The organism is Desulfococcus sp. (assembly GCF_041737845.1).
In the GTDB taxonomy this organism is placed as follows: domain Bacteria; phylum Desulfobacterota; class Desulfobacteria; order Desulfobacterales; family Desulfococcaceae; genus Desulfococcus.
The window spans coordinates 18,767-33,326 of record NZ_JBGSQX010000133.1 but is presented as its reverse complement, the minus strand read 5'-3'; the positions used below and the strand labels follow the sequence as shown (position 1 = coordinate 33,326).

19 protein-coding genes are annotated in these 14,560 nt (G+C 59.8%); 7 read left to right on the top strand and 12 right to left on the bottom strand.

The window, feature by feature from the left end; translation table 11 throughout:
* Together ACEW8N_RS15530 and ACEW8N_RS15525 are read right to left on the bottom strand one after the other, a co-directional pair.
* Positions 1 to 836 (bottom strand): ABC transporter ATP-binding protein (locus tag ACEW8N_RS15530; protein WP_373500753.1); only part of this gene is annotated, 836 nt, incomplete at its 3' end.
* On the bottom strand, positions 833 to 1,885 hold the full coding sequence (locus ACEW8N_RS15525; protein WP_373500752.1) for an efflux RND transporter periplasmic adaptor subunit: 1,053 nt from the start codon (positions 1,883 to 1,885) through the stop codon (positions 833 to 835). The genes ACEW8N_RS15525 and ACEW8N_RS15530, both read right to left, overlap by 4 nt.
* 683 nt (positions 1,886 to 2,568) lie before the next feature.
* Between ACEW8N_RS15525 and ACEW8N_RS15520 the strand changes: the two genes are divergently transcribed.
* From ACEW8N_RS15520 to ACEW8N_RS15510, 3 genes are all read left to right on the top strand, one after another.
* Positions 2,569 to 2,922 carry a hypothetical protein gene (locus tag ACEW8N_RS15520; protein ID WP_373500751.1) on the top strand — a complete coding sequence of 118 codons (354 nt, stop codon included), beginning with the start codon at positions 2,569 to 2,571 and terminating at the stop codon, positions 2,920 to 2,922.
* A 211-nt stretch (positions 2,923 to 3,133) separates the two neighbouring features.
* Complete coding sequence (locus ACEW8N_RS15515) at positions 3,134 to 4,792, top strand: NAD-dependent malic enzyme (protein WP_373500750.1); 1,659 nt, start codon at positions 3,134 to 3,136, stop codon at positions 4,790 to 4,792.
* Positions 4,793 to 4,890: 98 nt separating this feature from the next.
* Positions 4,891 to 5,286: a RidA family protein gene (locus tag ACEW8N_RS15510; protein ID WP_373500749.1), complete on the top strand. Its 396-nt coding sequence runs from the start codon at positions 4,891 to 4,893 to the stop codon at positions 5,284 to 5,286.
* A 99-nt stretch (positions 5,287 to 5,385) separates the two neighbouring features.
* Here ACEW8N_RS15510 and ACEW8N_RS15505 read toward each other — a convergent pair whose 3' ends face one another.
* The 7 genes from ACEW8N_RS15505 to ACEW8N_RS15475 all read right to left on the bottom strand — a co-directional run bounded on the left by ACEW8N_RS15505 (position 5,386) and on the right by ACEW8N_RS15475 (position 8,833).
* The gene (locus tag ACEW8N_RS15505) at positions 5,386 to 5,835 is read right to left on the bottom strand and encodes a PIN domain-containing protein (RefSeq protein ID WP_373500748.1); all 450 of its coding nucleotides are present in this window, start codon (positions 5,833 to 5,835) and stop codon (positions 5,386 to 5,388) included.
* 2 nt (positions 5,836 to 5,837) lie between these two features.
* Complete coding sequence (locus ACEW8N_RS15500; protein WP_373500747.1) at positions 5,838 to 6,074, bottom strand: type II toxin-antitoxin system Phd/YefM family antitoxin; 237 nt, start codon at positions 6,072 to 6,074, stop codon at positions 5,838 to 5,840.
* 89 nt (positions 6,075 to 6,163) lie between these two features.
* Positions 6,164 to 7,333: a cystathionine beta-lyase gene (metC, locus tag ACEW8N_RS15495; protein ID WP_373500746.1), complete on the bottom strand. Its 1,170-nt coding sequence runs from the start codon at positions 7,331 to 7,333 to the stop codon at positions 6,164 to 6,166.
* 67 nt (positions 7,334 to 7,400) lie between these two features.
* A complete protein-coding gene (locus tag ACEW8N_RS15490) occupies positions 7,401 to 7,778 on the bottom strand; it encodes a DUF6516 family protein (RefSeq protein ID WP_373500745.1) in 378 nt (125 codons plus the stop codon).
* On the bottom strand, positions 7,768 to 8,061 hold the full coding sequence (locus ACEW8N_RS15485; protein WP_373500744.1) for a hypothetical protein: 294 nt from the start codon (positions 8,059 to 8,061) through the stop codon (positions 7,768 to 7,770). Before ACEW8N_RS15485 ends, ACEW8N_RS15490 begins: the two co-directional genes overlap by 11 nt.
* A gap of 92 nt (positions 8,062 to 8,153) precedes the next feature.
* On the bottom strand, positions 8,154 to 8,522 hold the full coding sequence (locus tag ACEW8N_RS15480; RefSeq protein ID WP_373500743.1) for a DUF86 domain-containing protein: 369 nt from the start codon (positions 8,520 to 8,522) through the stop codon (positions 8,154 to 8,156).
* Positions 8,519 to 8,833 carry a nucleotidyltransferase family protein gene (locus ACEW8N_RS15475; protein WP_373500742.1) on the bottom strand — a complete coding sequence of 105 codons (315 nt, stop codon included), beginning with the start codon at positions 8,831 to 8,833 and terminating at the stop codon, positions 8,519 to 8,521. The genes ACEW8N_RS15480 and ACEW8N_RS15475 overlap by 4 nt, the downstream gene beginning before the upstream one ends.
* A 395-nt stretch (positions 8,834 to 9,228) precedes the next feature.
* Here ACEW8N_RS15475 and ACEW8N_RS15470 point away from each other — a divergent pair, with 395 nt between their 5' ends.
* Positions 9,229 to 10,620, top strand: a complete 1,392-nt coding sequence (locus tag ACEW8N_RS15470; protein ID WP_373500741.1) for an aspartate kinase — start codon at positions 9,229 to 9,231, stop codon at positions 10,618 to 10,620.
* A gap of 133 nt (positions 10,621 to 10,753) precedes the next feature.
* A complete protein-coding gene (gene mtgA / locus ACEW8N_RS15465; protein ID WP_373500740.1) occupies positions 10,754 to 11,461 on the top strand; it encodes a monofunctional biosynthetic peptidoglycan transglycosylase in 708 nt (235 codons plus the stop codon).
* A 26-nt stretch (positions 11,462 to 11,487) separates the two neighbouring features.
* Here mtgA and ACEW8N_RS15460 read toward each other — a convergent pair whose 3' ends face one another.
* The 3 genes from ACEW8N_RS15460 to ACEW8N_RS15450 form a co-directional block, all read right to left on the bottom strand.
* Positions 11,488 to 11,751 carry a BrnA antitoxin family protein gene (locus ACEW8N_RS15460; RefSeq protein WP_373500739.1) on the bottom strand — a complete coding sequence of 88 codons (264 nt, stop codon included), beginning with the start codon at positions 11,749 to 11,751 and terminating at the stop codon, positions 11,488 to 11,490.
* Positions 11,735 to 12,007: a BrnT family toxin gene (locus ACEW8N_RS15455; RefSeq protein WP_373500738.1), complete on the bottom strand. Its 273-nt coding sequence runs from the start codon at positions 12,005 to 12,007 to the stop codon at positions 11,735 to 11,737. Before ACEW8N_RS15455 ends, ACEW8N_RS15460 begins: the two co-directional genes overlap by 17 nt.
* A 106-nt stretch (positions 12,008 to 12,113) precedes the next feature.
* A complete protein-coding gene (locus ACEW8N_RS15450; RefSeq protein WP_373500737.1) occupies positions 12,114 to 12,314 on the bottom strand; it encodes a type II toxin-antitoxin system VapB family antitoxin in 201 nt (66 codons plus the stop codon).
* 204 nt (positions 12,315 to 12,518) lie between these two features.
* On the opposite strand from ACEW8N_RS15450, the gene ACEW8N_RS15445 reads away from it, so the two are divergent.
* Entirely contained in the window at positions 12,519 to 12,854 is a 336-nt protein-coding gene (locus ACEW8N_RS15445; protein WP_373500736.1) for a phage holin family protein, read from the top strand.
* A 417-nt stretch (positions 12,855 to 13,271) separates the two neighbouring features.
* A complete protein-coding gene (locus ACEW8N_RS15440; protein ID WP_373500735.1) occupies positions 13,272 to 14,555 on the top strand; it encodes an outer membrane beta-barrel protein in 1,284 nt (427 codons plus the stop codon).
* Positions 14,556 to 14,560 lie beyond the last annotated feature (5 nt).

Below are 14,560 nucleotides of genomic sequence, written 5' to 3'. Positions count from 1 at the left end.
ATCTGGACGGCCTCCCCCTGGATGACCGTGTCCACGACCCCCTCCCGGCCGGCCACGGCCGTCTGGACATCCCGCTTCCGCGCGCCAGGGGCCTGGACGAGAAAGGTCCGGCCGGCCATGCGGCGGCTGAATTCACCCGGGCTGCCCGCGTCGAGGACCCTTCCGTTGTGGAGGATCACCACGTCGTCGCACCGCTCCGCCTCGTCCAGATAGGCGGTGCTCAGGAGGACGCTGATGCCGCTTTCGGCCACCAGCCGGGAGACGATGGCCCACAGCTCCCGCCGGGAGACCGGGTCCACCCCCACGGTGGGCTCGTCCAGGATCAGCAGGCGGGGCGGCCGGACCAGGGTGCAGGCCAGACCCAGCTTCTGCTTCATGCCGCCCGAGAGGCGGCCGGCCAGGCGGTCGGTGAATTCGCCCAGGCGGGTCATCTTCATGAGCGCCGCATAGGTCTCGGGCCTTGCCGACGGGGCGACCCCCTGGAGGTCGGCATAGAGGTCCAGGTTCTCCTGGACGCTCAGGTCTTCATAAAGGCCGAACTGCTGGGGCATATAGCCGATGCGGTCCTGCACGGCCAGGGGGTCTTCCGTGACGTCGATGCCGCAGACCGCCATCCGCCCGGCGTCGGGATTGAGAAGTCCTGCGGCCGTGCGCATGAAGGTGGTCTTTCCGGCCCCGTCCGGACCGATGAGCCCGGTGACGACGCCCTCGCGCACCCTGACGGTGACCCCGTCGAGGGCGGTGATGCGTTTTTTGCCGGCGGTGAAGGTTTTTTGCAGGGATTCGGCGAAAATGGCGAGCGGCCCGTCATTGTCCGCGGATGCAGCCGGCGTCACGGCTCCCCCCGGTCTCCGCAGGGCGGCGGCCCGCTTTCCGGCGCGTTCGAAGCCGGATGGAGGGGGATGACCACCGTGGCGGGCATGCCGAGGCGAAGCTCGTTTGCGGGATTGCAGACGAAGACCCGGACCTGGTAGACGAGATGGGTTCTTACATCGGCCGTCTCCACGGTCTTGGGGGTGAATTCGGCGGTGGGGGAGATGTACCCGATCCATGCCGGGTAGTCCTTGTCCGGGAAACTGTCGGTCTTGACAGTGGCGGGCATGCCGGGATGGATCCTCCCGAGGTCCGTCTCGGAGACGTAGGTCCGCACCCATACGGGGTCGGTGAGGGCCAGGGTCAGGACCGGGCGGCCGGGCGAGGCCATGTCGCCGGGCTCGAGGATGCGGTTTCGGATGACGCCGTCGTCGGAGGCAACCAGATTGGCGTCCGCGAGGTTCTGGCGGGAAATGTCCAGCTCGGCTGCGAGCACCCGGAGGGTGGCCCGGGCTGAGGCGATATCCTCCTTTCGGGGGCCCCGCTCGGCCTGGTTGAGCCGTTCGACGGCCGCCGTGAGGCTCGCGTTTTCACTGTCGGCCAGGGCCTTGGCCGTGTCAATCCTGTCCCGGGAGGCCAGGTTCCCGGCGGCCAGGGGGCGGAGCCGTTCATAGGTTCGCCTGGCGCTCTCGGCCCGCTGCCGGACGGCCTCGGCCTGGGCCCGGGCCTGGAGGATCTCCTCTTTCCGGGTACCCGCCAGAAGCTTTTCGACGAGGCGCGCCTGGGCTTCCACCCGGGCGGCGTTCCGCTCGACGGCCAGTGTCAGCCGCCGGGTTTCGAGTTCCGCCAGGAGGTCGCCCTTCCGGACCGCCTGGCCCTCCTCGACCCGGATGGCGGCGATCCGTTCGCTGCCGTTGAAGGCCAACGCCACCTCGCGGATATCGACGTTGCCGAAGAGGGTGAGGCGGTCCCTCTCCAGGGGTTTATCCTCGAAGACCCAGACCCGGAGGCCCAAGACGATGAGCCCGACCAGGAGGAGAAGGGGGAGAGCGCGTTTCAGGACTGTTTTCATCGGATGTGTTGCCCTTCAGTCGGATGCCGGGGGCCGTTTCACACCGCCCGGGCGGGAATGCCCGGGGTTCACGGCGGGTTTTCTTTCATCAGGCCGGCGGCCGACGGACCTGGAACCCGTTAACACATCCCGCCGCCGGATTCAACGTCTATTCGACGCCCCCGGCATCCGGGATTTTTCCCGCGAAGGCAGAGGCCCGGGAACCCGGGGAACACTCGCTGCAGCCCCCGCCCGTGGGGCCTGCGTTTTGCCGGGTGCGTGACCTGAGGCTGCCTGCCGCGCGGTCAAGGCTCATATAAAAATACATGGAAGCCCGGCGGCATATACCGGATTTCCCCCCATGGGGTCTGCCGATCAGGATTCCGATTTCCCGTTCATGGCGGGAGGCGGCACGGGTGTTCAATCGGCGAAGATTTATCAAAATTTGTTGCACTATATATTAAGTTTATGTAGTATAGAAAATGTGACGGCATTCATTTTTTTGCCACTGGATCCCCTGCACCACGCCGCCGCCTTTTTCCCGGCACCCCTGCCGGAGATATGGAGAGCACCCTTCACCCCCGCAGCCGCGACAGCGGCGGCCGGGTTCGACATGGCCCTGAACAAGACCGTATCCCAACGCTCTTTCTTATCGTCCGGACCCCGATGCCGAAGGGGTTCCGGGTGGACCAGGAGGGTGATCGTTGAACGTCTCCAGGATTCAGGAAATATTGGATGCCCGATATCTCGCCGGGGAAGCCTTCCGGGACAGAAAGATCTGGTCGGCCGGCGGCGGAGAACTGATGAGTGATCTCCTGAAACCGGCAGCCAAGGACGGTGTGCTCCTGACCGGTCTGGCCACGATCGAGGTGATCCGGCGCAGTGTCGCCGTCGGGGTGGGCTGCATCGTGTTCGTCAGGGGAAAGAAGGTTCCGCAGGCCATCATCGACGCGGCCGTTCAATACCGCCTGCCGCTGCTCTCGACAGCCTATCCGCTCTTCGTCGCCTGCGGGCATCTCTACATGAACGGCCTCAAGGGCTTTGAAGGGGCCTGGTGAGGGGCATTCAGGGTTTCCGGCCCTCCAGCCCGGAATGAATTCTTTACAAGAGGGCTGTTTTATGACAAGAGACGGCTTCTCCGAACCTCGGGAAAATTGGGGAAGAGAGGGCTTTTTTACAGACGCTTTCCGACGGATGCGCATCGCTTGCGCCCGGTTGGAGCGGATCGGTCAACCATATTTTTTGTATCGCCAGAAAAGGAGGCCGTCGATGGCTCATCCAAAGACGCCACTGCCGAATGCCGCGGGCATTCCTTCCAGTATCCATTATCTTTACGACCCGACCCTCAACAAGGGGACCGCCTTCACCCGGGAGGAGCGGGATGCCCTCGGGCTGTGGGGGCTGCTCCCGCCGGGGATCAACACCATGTCGGAGCAGGTGCTGCGCGTCATGGGAAATTACCGCAGGAAGACCTCCGACCTGGAAAAATACATCTTTCTCGCCGCCCTTCAGGACCGGAACCAGACCCTGTTCTACCGGGTGCTGGCCGATTATCTTGAAGAGATGATGCCCATCATCTATACGCCTACGGTCGGCCTGGCCTGCCAGGAATACGTCCATATCTTCCGTCGTCCCAAGGGGATTTTCATTTCATCCCGGAACAAGGGCAAATTCTCCAAAATCCTGAAAAACTGGCCCAACAAGGATGTGCGGGTTATCGTCATCACCGACGGCGAACGGATCCTGGGCCTTGGGGACCTGGGGGTCGCGGGCATGGGTATCCCCGTGGGCAAGCTCTCCCTTTACACGGCCTGCGCGGGGATCCACCCGTCCTGGTGCCTGCCGGTGACCATCGACGTGGGGACCAACAACGTTACCCTCCAGAACGACCCCCTCTATTTCGGCATGCGCCATGACCGGATCCGGGGGGACGAGTATGACAGCCTCATCGACGAGTTCATCACGGCGGTCCAGGAAAACTTCCCCCACACCCTGATCCAGTTCGAGGATTTCGGCAATCTCAATGCCTTCCGCCTCCTGAACCGGTACCGGAGCCGGGCGTGCACCTTCAACGACGACATCCAGGGAACGGCCAGCGTGGCGCTGGCGGGGATGTATGCGGCCATGCGGATGACCGGAGGAAAGCTGACCGATCAGAAGGTCCTCTTTTTCGGGGCCGGAGAGGCCGGCACCGGCATCGGCGACCTGATCGTGAGGGCCATGATGGACGAGGGCCTCTCCCGGGAAAAGGCTCGTCAGTGCTGCTGGTTCACCGACTCCAAGGGCCTCGTCGTCAAGAGCCGCCAGCGGCTGGCGGAGCACAAGCTGCCCTATGCCCACGATTTTGAACACCACACCGATTTCGTCGACGCGGTCCGGGCCCTCAAGCCCACGGCCATCATCGGCGTGTCGGGGCAGCCAAAGGCCTTCACCCAGCCGGTCCTGGAGGAGATGGCCAGGTCCAACGAGCGGCCCATCGTATTTGCCCTGTCCAACCCCACGGCCAACGCCGAGTGCACCGCCATGGAGGCCTATGCCTGGACCGACGGCCGGGCCGTGTTCGCCTCGGGCAGCCCGTTCGCGCCCGTGAACCTCAAGGGGACGACCTACGAGCCGGGCCAGGGCAACAACGCCTACATCTTCCCCGGCGTTGGGCTCGGGGTGATTGCCACCCGGTCAAAGCACGTGACCGATGAGATGTTCCTGGCGGCATCCCGGGTGCTGGCCGGCGAGGTCTCGGAAGACGATTTCGATCGGGGCAGCATCTATCCGCCCCTGCTCAAGATCCGGGCGGTGTCGGCCAAGATCGCCGTGGCCGTGGCCGAAGTCGTTTTTGACCAGGGCCTTGCGGGCGTGCCCAGGCCCGATGACCTGCGGGCCTTCATCCAGTCCCACATCTACGAGCCCAATTACCAGAGCTACGTGTAGGTGCAGCAGGACGTCGTGAGCGGTTTGCGGCCTTCCGGTCACCGGGAGGCCGGGATTCATCCAAAACCACCGGAACCCCACCACCCAAGAGGCGGAACATGAGCGCACCCCATCGCACCATCGTCAAGACCGCCGATGCCCCCCAGGCCATCGGCCCCTATTCCCAGGCCGTGAAGACCGACGCCCTGGTCTTCGTTTCGGGGCAACTCGCCCTGGACCCCGCGACCGGCATGCTGGTCGATTCGGACATCCGGACGGAAACCCGCCAGGCCATGAACAACCTCAGGAATATCCTCATCGCCGCGGGCAGCAGCCTTGAAAACGTGGTGAAGGTTACCCTGTTCATCAAGAACATGGACGACTTCGCCATGATCAACGAGGTCTACGGAGAATTCTTCCCCGCCGATCCGCCGGCCCGGGCCTGCGTGGAGGTGGCGAGGCTCCCCAAGGACGCCCATTTCGAGGTGGAGGCTATCGCTCTCTTGAACCGATAAGCGAACCTGCCCCCGTCTTCCAGGCCATCATGCCTGTTGGTCGGGGGCGAGCCCGCGGCAGGTTGTTTCGTCCGGGGCCTCACCCGGCGCAAGCGGATTTCAAGCAGGCTCTAAGATAGTGTCGAGCAGCGGGGAGGATGGCCTGGTAAAGGGGTTAATCACAGTAACGCCTCTCCAGATGAAACCGCTTTGGAAATCCTCGCTCAAAAGCAGACGGCAGCGATTTTCCGCTGCAACCGCCATGATCAATGCATCCCAGATCTGCAGCCTGTGATCGATTGCCAAATCAATTGCGGCCTGGAAAGCCGACCAGGATGAGTCGGCCACCTCAAAAGAGTCGGCCCAGCCCATAATCGCCTCGTGTGTATGCTTTGCATCCCTTTTTGCCTTCCCGACAAGAACCCGAAAAAGCTCCCCCAGGGTTTGCGCGGGAATCAGGACAAGTTCGGCCGGCAATTGTTCTATCAACCGGATGGCGTCGGCACAGCGGACCTTATCGCCGACTCCCTCGGCGTAGGCCAATATATTCGTATCCAGAGCGACACGCATGATCAATCGTCATATAGTTCGTTGCGGGTCCAATTCCGAGACCCGGTTAGGTCCTGGGCTTTCAACCGAGATAACAGAATCTTCTTCATCGCATTTTTTTTCAACGCCTCTGAATTGATGGAAGTGATTTTCGCCACGGGCGTGCCTCTTGACAGAATCGTAACTTCTTCCCCTTTGCTCACTTCCCGCAGTAAATTGGAAAATCTGCGATTTGCATCAGCAGCCGTGATTGTTTTCATGATCATACCCCCCAATCTCATTAAAGTAGTTTTTAACACTACTTTAATGAGATTGGGGTCTGTTGTCAACGTATCTTCATTCGGCCCGGTCAGCCGGCCAGGCGCATGAACCCGTCGGCCAGGTCTGCGATGAGGTCTTCGGGGTCCTCCAGACCCACGTGGAACCGGAGCACATATCCCGGCGCCGTCCAGGGGGCGGCGGTGCGGACGCCCTTGGGATTTGCCGGCAGCACCAGGCTCTCATAGCCGCCCCAGCTCGCGCCGATCTTGAAGTAGCGGTATCCGTCCACCATCCGGGCCACGGCCGCCTCGTCGCCGGTTTCCAGAACCACGCCGAAGAGGCTGGACGCGCCGGTGAAGTCCCTGCGCCAGAGGTCGTGCCCCGGGTCGCCCGGCAGGGCGGGGAACAGGACCCGGCGGACCTCCGGGCGGGCTTGAAGCCACCGGGCCGCCGTCATGGCGCTCTCCTGGTGCCGCCGCAGCCGAGCGCCCATGGAGCGCAGGCCCCGCAGGGCCAGGTAGCAGTCGTCGGGCCCGGGGATGTCTCCGAAGAGGAAGGTGGTGTCCTTGAGCCGCCGGAACAGCTCCTCCGTCCGCGCGGTGACGATCCCGATCACCAGGTCCGAGTGGCCGGAGATGTACTTGGTCCCGGCCTGGATGGAGACATCCACCCCGTGGTCGAAGGGCTTGAAGAAGAGCGGGGTCGCCCAGGTGTTGTCAAGGAGCACCACTGCGCCGTGCCGGTGGGCCGCGGCGGCGATGGCCGGGATGTCCTGGACCTCGAAGGTGAGGGACCCGGGGGATTCGCAGAAGACGATGCGCGTCTCGGGCCGGATCAGCCCTTCGATACTTTCGCCGATCAGGGGATCGTAGTAGGTTGTCTCGACCCCGAAGCGTGCCAGCATGGCGTCGCAGAACTCCCGGGTCGGGCTGTAGACCGAATCCACCATCAGAATGTGATCCCCCTGCCGCACGAACGCCGCAAGGGCCATGGTGACGGCCGAAAGCCCCGAGGCGGTGGCCACCGCACCGGCGCCGCCTTCCAGGCCGGCCACGGCGTCGGCCAGGGCGAAGGTGGTGGGCGTGCCGTAGGCCCCGTACCGGACGCCCCGGTATTTTCGGTCGCCCTCCGCCCGGGCCTTGAACGCCGAAAGCGTCGGCGACAGAACAGTCGACGCCCGGTAGACCGGCATGTTGACAATGCCGTAATGGTGTTCGGGGTCCTTCCCCGCGTGTACGAGCCGTGTGTCGTCTTTCATGGGTTACCTCGAATTGGCCTGAAATGAGCCCCTGAGATCGACGGCTTCTGAAGGTCAAGGGACTGAACTACATCCAGCCGATCACCTCATCCACCACATCGGATATATCCGGCATGGAAGTTGGAGCTATGGAACCGTCAGCCAGATGTTTATGATCACCAAATCCCAAGTCCGGCCTATGGCGGGCATTGTCGTATCTGAAGATCAGTTTTCCTTTTTTATCCTGGTATTGGTAAGCGTAATTGACTTTTTCAACTCTATATTTTGCATCGATAAACTCTTTGATATACAAAACAGAACCATCCACCAGAACAACCGTCGATTTTATAACAGCTTGTTTCGCAGCTCGTATCTCTTGCTCAATATCTATGGATTCAGCAAATCCATAATCGTCGATTTTTCCTACAGCGGTGTGAAAGGCCCCCAGATAGGCCTTAAGAGACATATTGAATACTTTTTAATGCATCCAATCGTTCACGCAATCGCATGGAAAGATGATACTCACCAGCCCATTCGACATATTCCAGATCTTTCCCGTCCAAATCTTCAGCGCACCATTCACTGATGAACGTTGTTGACGAAACGTTGTACTTCTTTTCAAATCTCGAAAGCCGTTTTGCTGCAAGTTCTATACTGTATTTCAAACGCAACGATTCGGTTTCCAGAGCATCGGCCAGAACTTGTGCAGCTTTATCCGGCATATCTGTTTTAAGTATTATTTCAGGCATTTTTACCTAAATTCCCAATTATCTATATTTTGGTAATGATCGTCGATCTCATCGCCGTGCGAGGAAAGGGCCAGATATTCGTGGACTACAGGTTATGGCCGGGTATCTTCTTCAGTGCGCACGCATGCCAATACCCTGGCCAATTCTTGGCGTACTGACGGGATATCATTTTTAACCGTTTGCCATACAACATCAACGCTGACCCCAACATAATCATGAATCAGCTTGTCTCTCATTCCCGTCAAATTTTTCCAGGGAATGGACCCGTATCGCCGCCGCAAAGGAACAGGAATCTTTTTGGCGGCTTCGCCGATGATTTCGAGGCTTCGAATAACGGCGAAAAGGGTTTTGTCGTCTTCGCTGAATGCCTGAAAATCCATTGAACCAATAAAGGCTGCGGCTTTGTCCATGGCATCGAGAATGTCTTGCAGATAATCCTGAATCAGCCTATGTTTTTTCATATCTGCTGAACTTCATCCAAAATGCGTTTTCCGATGGCGGGCTTTAAGGCCTCTTTCTGCACCAAGTCGACGGGAATGCCAAGAAGCCGCGAAAGTTCTCTTTCCAACTCCAGAAAGCGAAACATTCCCGGAGTTGTTGAAAATTCAACAAGGATATCCAGGTCACTGTCTTTTTTCTGCTCGCCGCGTATGTAGGAGCCGAACAATCCAAGGGATCGAACCGCATATTCGTGTTGAAGTCGAGGAAAAGAGAAGCGGAGTTTATCGGCTATCAAGCTGATGTTTATGTCTTTTTTTTTCGCTTTGTTCATTGCTGTGCCTTGATTTTTATTTTGATTGACGGTTCCGCAAAAAGCCCGATATCTGCGTTATGCTTCATCCCTCGTCACTGCGGCATACTCTAAGTACGCCTCATTCCTCGGGATTTGCAAGCCGTATCTCGAACTTTTTGCGAAACCGTCATTATTAATATATCTACAAAAATCGCCTGTTGTCAATGTGCGGGGGCGCGGGCGAAACAGCCGGTCACTTGATGGATAGCGGCATAGAAGGGGCAGGATGCGGCCGGCGGGTTGAAAAACCCGGCTGGAGGCTGCGGCAAAAGCTTGATCTCAAAGGTCTTCCTGTGGCATAGTCACCTCCGCGGCATTCGGACCGGTTCCATCGGTTCCGAAGCCGACGCCAACAGCCACAGGGGGGAAACGCAGTGAAAGTGATCAAGGTGGGCGGGGGATGCCTGCACGGGAAGGAGACGATCGAGCGGATCGTCGAGCTCATCGCAGCGCGGGGAAAGGGCCAGGTCTTCGTGGTGTCGGCCCTGTATGGCGTGACGGATCTCCTGATCCGGAGCATGGCAAAGGCCAGGGAGAATGAAGAGCATATCCCCGGGATCCTGTCGGAGATCAAGGCCAGGCATCAGCTCGTGGCCCGGCATGTCATCGGCCGGGCGGCCGACCTCAAGACCTTCAACAAGGAGTTCGCCAACGGCTTGAGGCGGCTTGAGCGGTTCTACTACGGCCTCAATTTCACCGGCGAGATCACCCCGCGCCTGACGGATGCGGTCACCAGCTTCGGCGAACGCTTCTCCGCGATGCTCCTGGCCGCGGCCCTCAGGAGCCGGGGGGTCTCCGCCACCTGCCGCATGCCCGAGCAGGCGGGCCTCATGACCGACGGCAAATACGGGGACGCCACGGTCAACCTCCCCGCGACCGAACGCAATTTCGAAGCCAATTTGGCGCCGCTCCTGGCCCGGGACGTGGTGCTGTTCTTCCCCGGATTTTTCGGCGTGAGCGACGCGGGCCACATCACCACCTTCGGCCGGGGCGGCAGCGACTACTCGGCGGCGGTGGTAGCCGCGGCCCTGAACGCGGAGATCCTGGAGGTCTGGAAAGACACGGAAGGGTTCATGAGCGCGGACCCCCGGCTGGTGGCCGAGGCGACCCTCATTCCCGTGCTCTCTTATGAAGAGGCGGCCGAGCTGGCCTATTTCGGGGCGAAGATCCTCCATCCCCGCACCGTGGAGCCGGTCCGGAAGAAGCGCATCCAGATCGCCATCAAGAACACCCTCAACCCGGACGGGGAGGGCAGCCTCATCACCGCCCAGAGCCCCAAGCCGGCATCCATCATCAAGAGCGTCGCCTACGACACCGACATCGCCGTCCTCAAGGTCCATGCCTCGGGCGTGGGGGCAAGGCGGGGCATCCTGGGGGAGGTGGCGACCGCGGTATCGGAGCGGGGCGTCAACATCAAGTCGGTGGTGACCTCCCAGACCTGCATCAGCCTCCTGCTCGCGCGCGGGGACATCGACGCGGCCCGGGACGCCCTGATGGATATCGCGCCCCGGCCGTTCCGGCAGATCGACCGGCTCGACGGGGTGGCCCTCATCGGCATCGTCGGCGACGGCATCCAGAAGCGGCCGGGCATCGCCGCCCGATGCTTCACGGCCGTGGCCGACTGCCGGGTCAACGTGGAGATGATCTCCTTCGGGCCGTCACGGGCCGCCCTCTATTTTCTGGTGGAGGAGAAAGACCTGGCAAGCGGCGTCAACGCCATCCACAGCAGCTTTTTCTCGACCCCGCGCTGCGGAAGGCTGTCCTGAGAGCGGAAGCGGGGGTGACGCCATCTTTTCTTCCAGATCAAAAAGCGTTGCCGGGGCGTTCGGGAACGGGATCACCCTCAGGAGGGGGCCTTCCCGGGCCGCCGACGTCCGGAGGGGCGGGGGGGCCGCGGCCGTGAGCCGCGGGAAGCCAAAGGGCAGGGGCCTGTGGCGCTGGCTTTTTTATCTGCCGGTGCTCTGGGTCATTTCCACCAGCCTGGCGGTGCTGGCCTTCCGCGGGATCGATCCGCCCCTGTGGGCCTGGCGCATCCACCGGGCCCTGGCGCCGCCTTTGGCGGAGATGCCCCGGACCCGCCACCAATGGGTGCCCCTGGAGAAGATCGCAACGGCCATGCAGCTCTCGGCCATCGCCGCCGAGGACCAGCTCTTCCCCCGGCATCGGGGGTTCGACTGGCGGGCCATCGCTGCCGCCATGGAAGACAACGAGGAGCGCGACCGGGTCCGGGGGGCCTCCACCATCACCCAGCAGACCGCCAAGAACCTTTTTCTCTGGCCGTCCCGAACGTGGCTTCGCAAGGGCGTGGAGGCCTATTTCACCGTCCTGCTTGAAACCTTCTGGCCCAAACAGCGGATTTTGGAGGTCTACCTCAACATCGTGGAATTCGGGCCCAACCTCTACGGCGTGGAGGCCGCGGGCCGGCATTTCTACGGCAGGAGCGCCGCCCGCCTCAACGCCGACCAGGCCGCCCGCCTCGCCGCCGTCCTGCCCAACCCCTACCGCTACCGGGCGGACCGCCCGTCGGACTATGTCATCCGACGCGGCCGGTGGATCCGGCAGCAGATGCGGCAGCTCGGGGAGGGGGTGCTGGCGTTCAGGGAGTGAGGGGGGGGAGGGGAGAATCGTTGAAATCAACTTTCGTGATGCGGAACGCGATCCAATTCTTCGCGGATGACCTGACGGATAAGCGTTTCATCCAATGGCTTTCCGTTTTTTTCAAGATACTGTCTCAGCGCTTCATTGATCATTGTCTGATAGCCGTACCCGGCCTTGTCCGCCCGTTCGCGAAATTGATCGAGAACATCCGTGTCAATATATATCGTTATTCTGGATTTCCCTTTTTGAGCAACGATCTGACCTCTTTTGGCTTTTTCGAAGTTATATTCCTTTTTCATAATGCTCCCTCTCACTGGATGTCGCTTTTCTCGCCGAAATCAGTCGGATTGTATCGCCCCGATAAGAATAGACCACGACAATGGTTCGCCCAACTGCATCGGTGCCGATGGTCACGAACCGTTGCTCGGATAAAACATCCTGATCCTCCAGCGTCATTGCAAATGGATCAGAAAGGACCACCTCTGCATCTGAGAAGCGAATCTTGTGTTTTTGAAGATTGGTTTCGGCTTTTTGGGGGTCCCATGTTATCTTCATGGTAGATTAATACATATAATATATGCATACGTCAACGAAGAGTTTTGTAACCATGAGGCCGTCCGCCTCAGGGCAAGAGACCAGATACAGGTATCGATGATGACCTTCATGGTTGATTTCGCTGCACTTTGTAATCATAATCCGGATCGATATCGATGGTGCCGAAGAGGTCAATAAGCTTGATCTGTCTGCGTCGCTGGATATATTCCTGAAGGGCTTCGGTGACCGCCGCCTTCTTGCCTTTATGGTTGCCGATCTCTTTTGCCTGCTCAATCAGGTCGTCTTCAATCGCAAGGTTTGTGGTCATGATGTTTATCCTTTCTTGTCTTGCGGATAAACTACACATTTGGATGTGTGCTTTCAAGATGAAAGTGGCATAATGCATTCGATTTGACCTGAAACAAATGGTGGAATTGTGATCTGCCGGTCTGAGTAACGTGGAAGGAATGGCGTATCCTCAGGCTTGATTTTTACCCGTCCGTCCTGATCGGTCTGGCGAAAGGAGCCTTCAATGAACTTCCTGCTCAACATCCTCTTTTTTTCCGCGTCGGTCTTCATCGTCGCCAACGTCATGCCCACCATCAAGATCAAGAATTACTGGACCGCCGTCGTGGTCGCGGTGGTCTACAGCGTGATCAACTTCCTGGTGGGGTGGCTGCTCACGATTTTGGCCTTTCCCTTCATCGTCATCACCTTCGGCCTCTTTACCTTCGTGGTGAACGCGATCCTGCTCTGGCTGACGGACAAGCTGGTCGACGATTTCGAGATCGACGGCTTCATGAGCACCCTGATCGCCGCCCTCCTGATCAGCCTGATCAACAGCGGGCTGCGGTGGATGCTGCTATAGCCGGATGGATGAAACTGCTCGAAACCTATCAAGAATCAAATCTATGAGGAGCTGTGATGAGCTGCGATTCCCTCCGTTCGTCCGATCTCTTGCGAAGAAAGTTGTAGTGATTGATTTTTCCTTGGAATTGTGCTAGGTGAACCTCAAATTTGTGCAATTTTCTTTCGCTACTATTGAGGGTCTCGTAAAAAGTCAATTTTCAGACGATTTCGCAAAAAGTTCGAGATCAAGGCTTGCAAATCCCGAGGAATGAGGAGTACTTACAGTACGCCGCAGTGACGAGGGATGCAGCATAACGCAGATATCGGGCTTTTTGCGGAACCGTCACTATTCATCCCGATATAAAAGGTGCCACTTGTGCGTCCGCCATCGAAGCCGGCTCCGCCCGGCGACAGGATCTGCAGAATTCCCGGCTGTTTGACACCGCCGCAAGGCACCGTCATTCGGGCCATATGCCTTCTGCTGTTTCTCTTCCCCCTTTTCCCCCGCGATTTCGCCTTCGGGGAGGTCGCCGTCACCCCCCGGATCTCCGTGGGCCTCATCTATGACGACAACATCTACCTCGATCCGACTGACGAAGAATACGATGTCAGCACAAACGTCAGCCCCGGCATCGATCTGGAGGTCACCGGGCAGACGGCCGAGTTTGCCCTATCCTACAATCCCACCTACTCTGCCTACACGCGCTTCCCTGAAAATACCTACTGGGGCCATAACGCCAATCTGACCGGATGGACGGAGGTCGCGGGCGGTACGCGGCTCGAAATCAGCGATTCCTTTCTGTACACCGAGGACCCCATCTCCGAAGAAGACACCACGGTAAGGCGGGGAAGAGAGCCCTATTGGAACAACACGGCCGAGGTCGGCGTGGTCAACCGGTTCGGGGCCGAGAATACGGCCGAGCTTCGGTATGCCTATTTTGTCAACGAGAACGACGACCCCACCGTGGAAGATAAATCCTATCACAATCCAAAGGCCCTCCTGACTTATTGGTTTGCGCCCAACCAATACGCCGTCGAACTGGAGGGGAACTATACGGTGAGTGAGTTCGACGTGTCGGAGGATTACGAGGAGATGGCTGCGCGGTTCCGGCTGACCAAGCGCTTCGGCCGCCTCTTCGATGCCTATCTTGAGTACACCCATGACTACACCGACTATCTCGAGGAGGGCGACGACTACCAGGTTTACAGCCCGCTGGCGGGGTTCGTCTGGCAGGAGCGGCAGAACACCCGGTTCGCAGTGAGCTTCGGCTACTTCTACCAGGACAATGAGACCGGCGAGGATGACGACGGCATCGTCGGGTCCCTTGAGACATCCTACACCTGGGCGGAGGGCAGCACCGTCGCCGTCATCGCCGACGCCGGCTACGACAAGGCGAGCTTCGGTTCAGAGAACCTGGGCTTCAACCCCTATTTCAGCCTGGCGGGCACCGTTACCCATCCCCTGGGCCGCCGGGTCGTCGGCAATCTTTTCGGCGGGTATCGCCGCAACCTGTACACGGACGAGGACCCGGACCGGGAGGACACCGTCTGGCGGGCCGGCTGCGGCCTGGCATACCAGGCCCTTCCCTGGATGACCCTCCGGCTCGATTACCTCTACCAGAACACCGACTCCAACATCGACACCGAGGATTACACCGACAACCGCGGCATCCTGACGGTGGTCCTCGCGCCCCGTCAGCCCGTGAAACTGGTTAAATAATTATA

What these genes read in the sequence shown, in the direction of transcription:
- metC (WP_373500746.1), bottom strand. Translation starts at nt 7,333, where the DNA reads ATGAAAGACGACACACGGCTCGTACACGCGGGGAAGGACCCCGAACAC.
- ACEW8N_RS15455 (WP_373500738.1), bottom strand. Translation starts at nt 12,007, where the DNA reads ATGAAGATAACATGGGACCCCCAAAAAGCCGAAACCAATCTTCAAAAA.
- ACEW8N_RS15500 (WP_373500747.1), bottom strand. Translation starts at nt 6,074, where the DNA reads ATGAAAACAATCACGGCTGCTGATGCAAATCGCAGATTTTCCAATTTA.
- ACEW8N_RS15475 (WP_373500742.1), bottom strand. Translation starts at nt 8,833, where the DNA reads ATGAACAAAGCGAAAAAAAAAGACATAAACATCAGCTTGATAGCCGAT.
- ACEW8N_RS15450 (WP_373500737.1), bottom strand. Translation starts at nt 12,314, where the DNA reads ATGACCACAAACCTTGCGATTGAAGACGACCTGATTGAGCAGGCAAAA.
- ACEW8N_RS15480 (WP_373500743.1), bottom strand. Translation starts at nt 8,522, where the DNA reads ATGAAAAAACATAGGCTGATTCAGGATTATCTGCAAGACATTCTCGAT.
- ACEW8N_RS15505 (WP_373500748.1), bottom strand. Translation starts at nt 5,835, where the DNA reads ATGCGTGTCGCTCTGGATACGAATATATTGGCCTACGCCGAGGGAGTC.
- ACEW8N_RS15525 (WP_373500752.1), bottom strand. Translation starts at nt 1,885, where the DNA reads ATGAAAACAGTCCTGAAACGCGCTCTCCCCCTTCTCCTCCTGGTCGGG.
- ACEW8N_RS15460 (WP_373500739.1), bottom strand. Translation starts at nt 11,751, where the DNA reads ATGAAAAAGGAATATAACTTCGAAAAAGCCAAAAGAGGTCAGATCGTT.
- ACEW8N_RS15485 (WP_373500744.1), bottom strand. Translation starts at nt 8,061, where the DNA reads ATGCCTGAAATAATACTTAAAACAGATATGCCGGATAAAGCTGCACAA.
- ACEW8N_RS15490 (WP_373500745.1), bottom strand. Translation starts at nt 7,778, where the DNA reads ATGTCTCTTAAGGCCTATCTGGGGGCCTTTCACACCGCTGTAGGAAAA.
- ACEW8N_RS15515 (WP_373500750.1), top strand. Translation starts at nt 3,134, where the DNA reads ATGGCTCATCCAAAGACGCCACTGCCGAATGCCGCGGGCATTCCTTCC.
- ACEW8N_RS15510 (WP_373500749.1), top strand. Translation starts at nt 4,891, where the DNA reads ATGAGCGCACCCCATCGCACCATCGTCAAGACCGCCGATGCCCCCCAG.
- ACEW8N_RS15445 (WP_373500736.1), top strand. Translation starts at nt 12,519, where the DNA reads ATGAACTTCCTGCTCAACATCCTCTTTTTTTCCGCGTCGGTCTTCATC.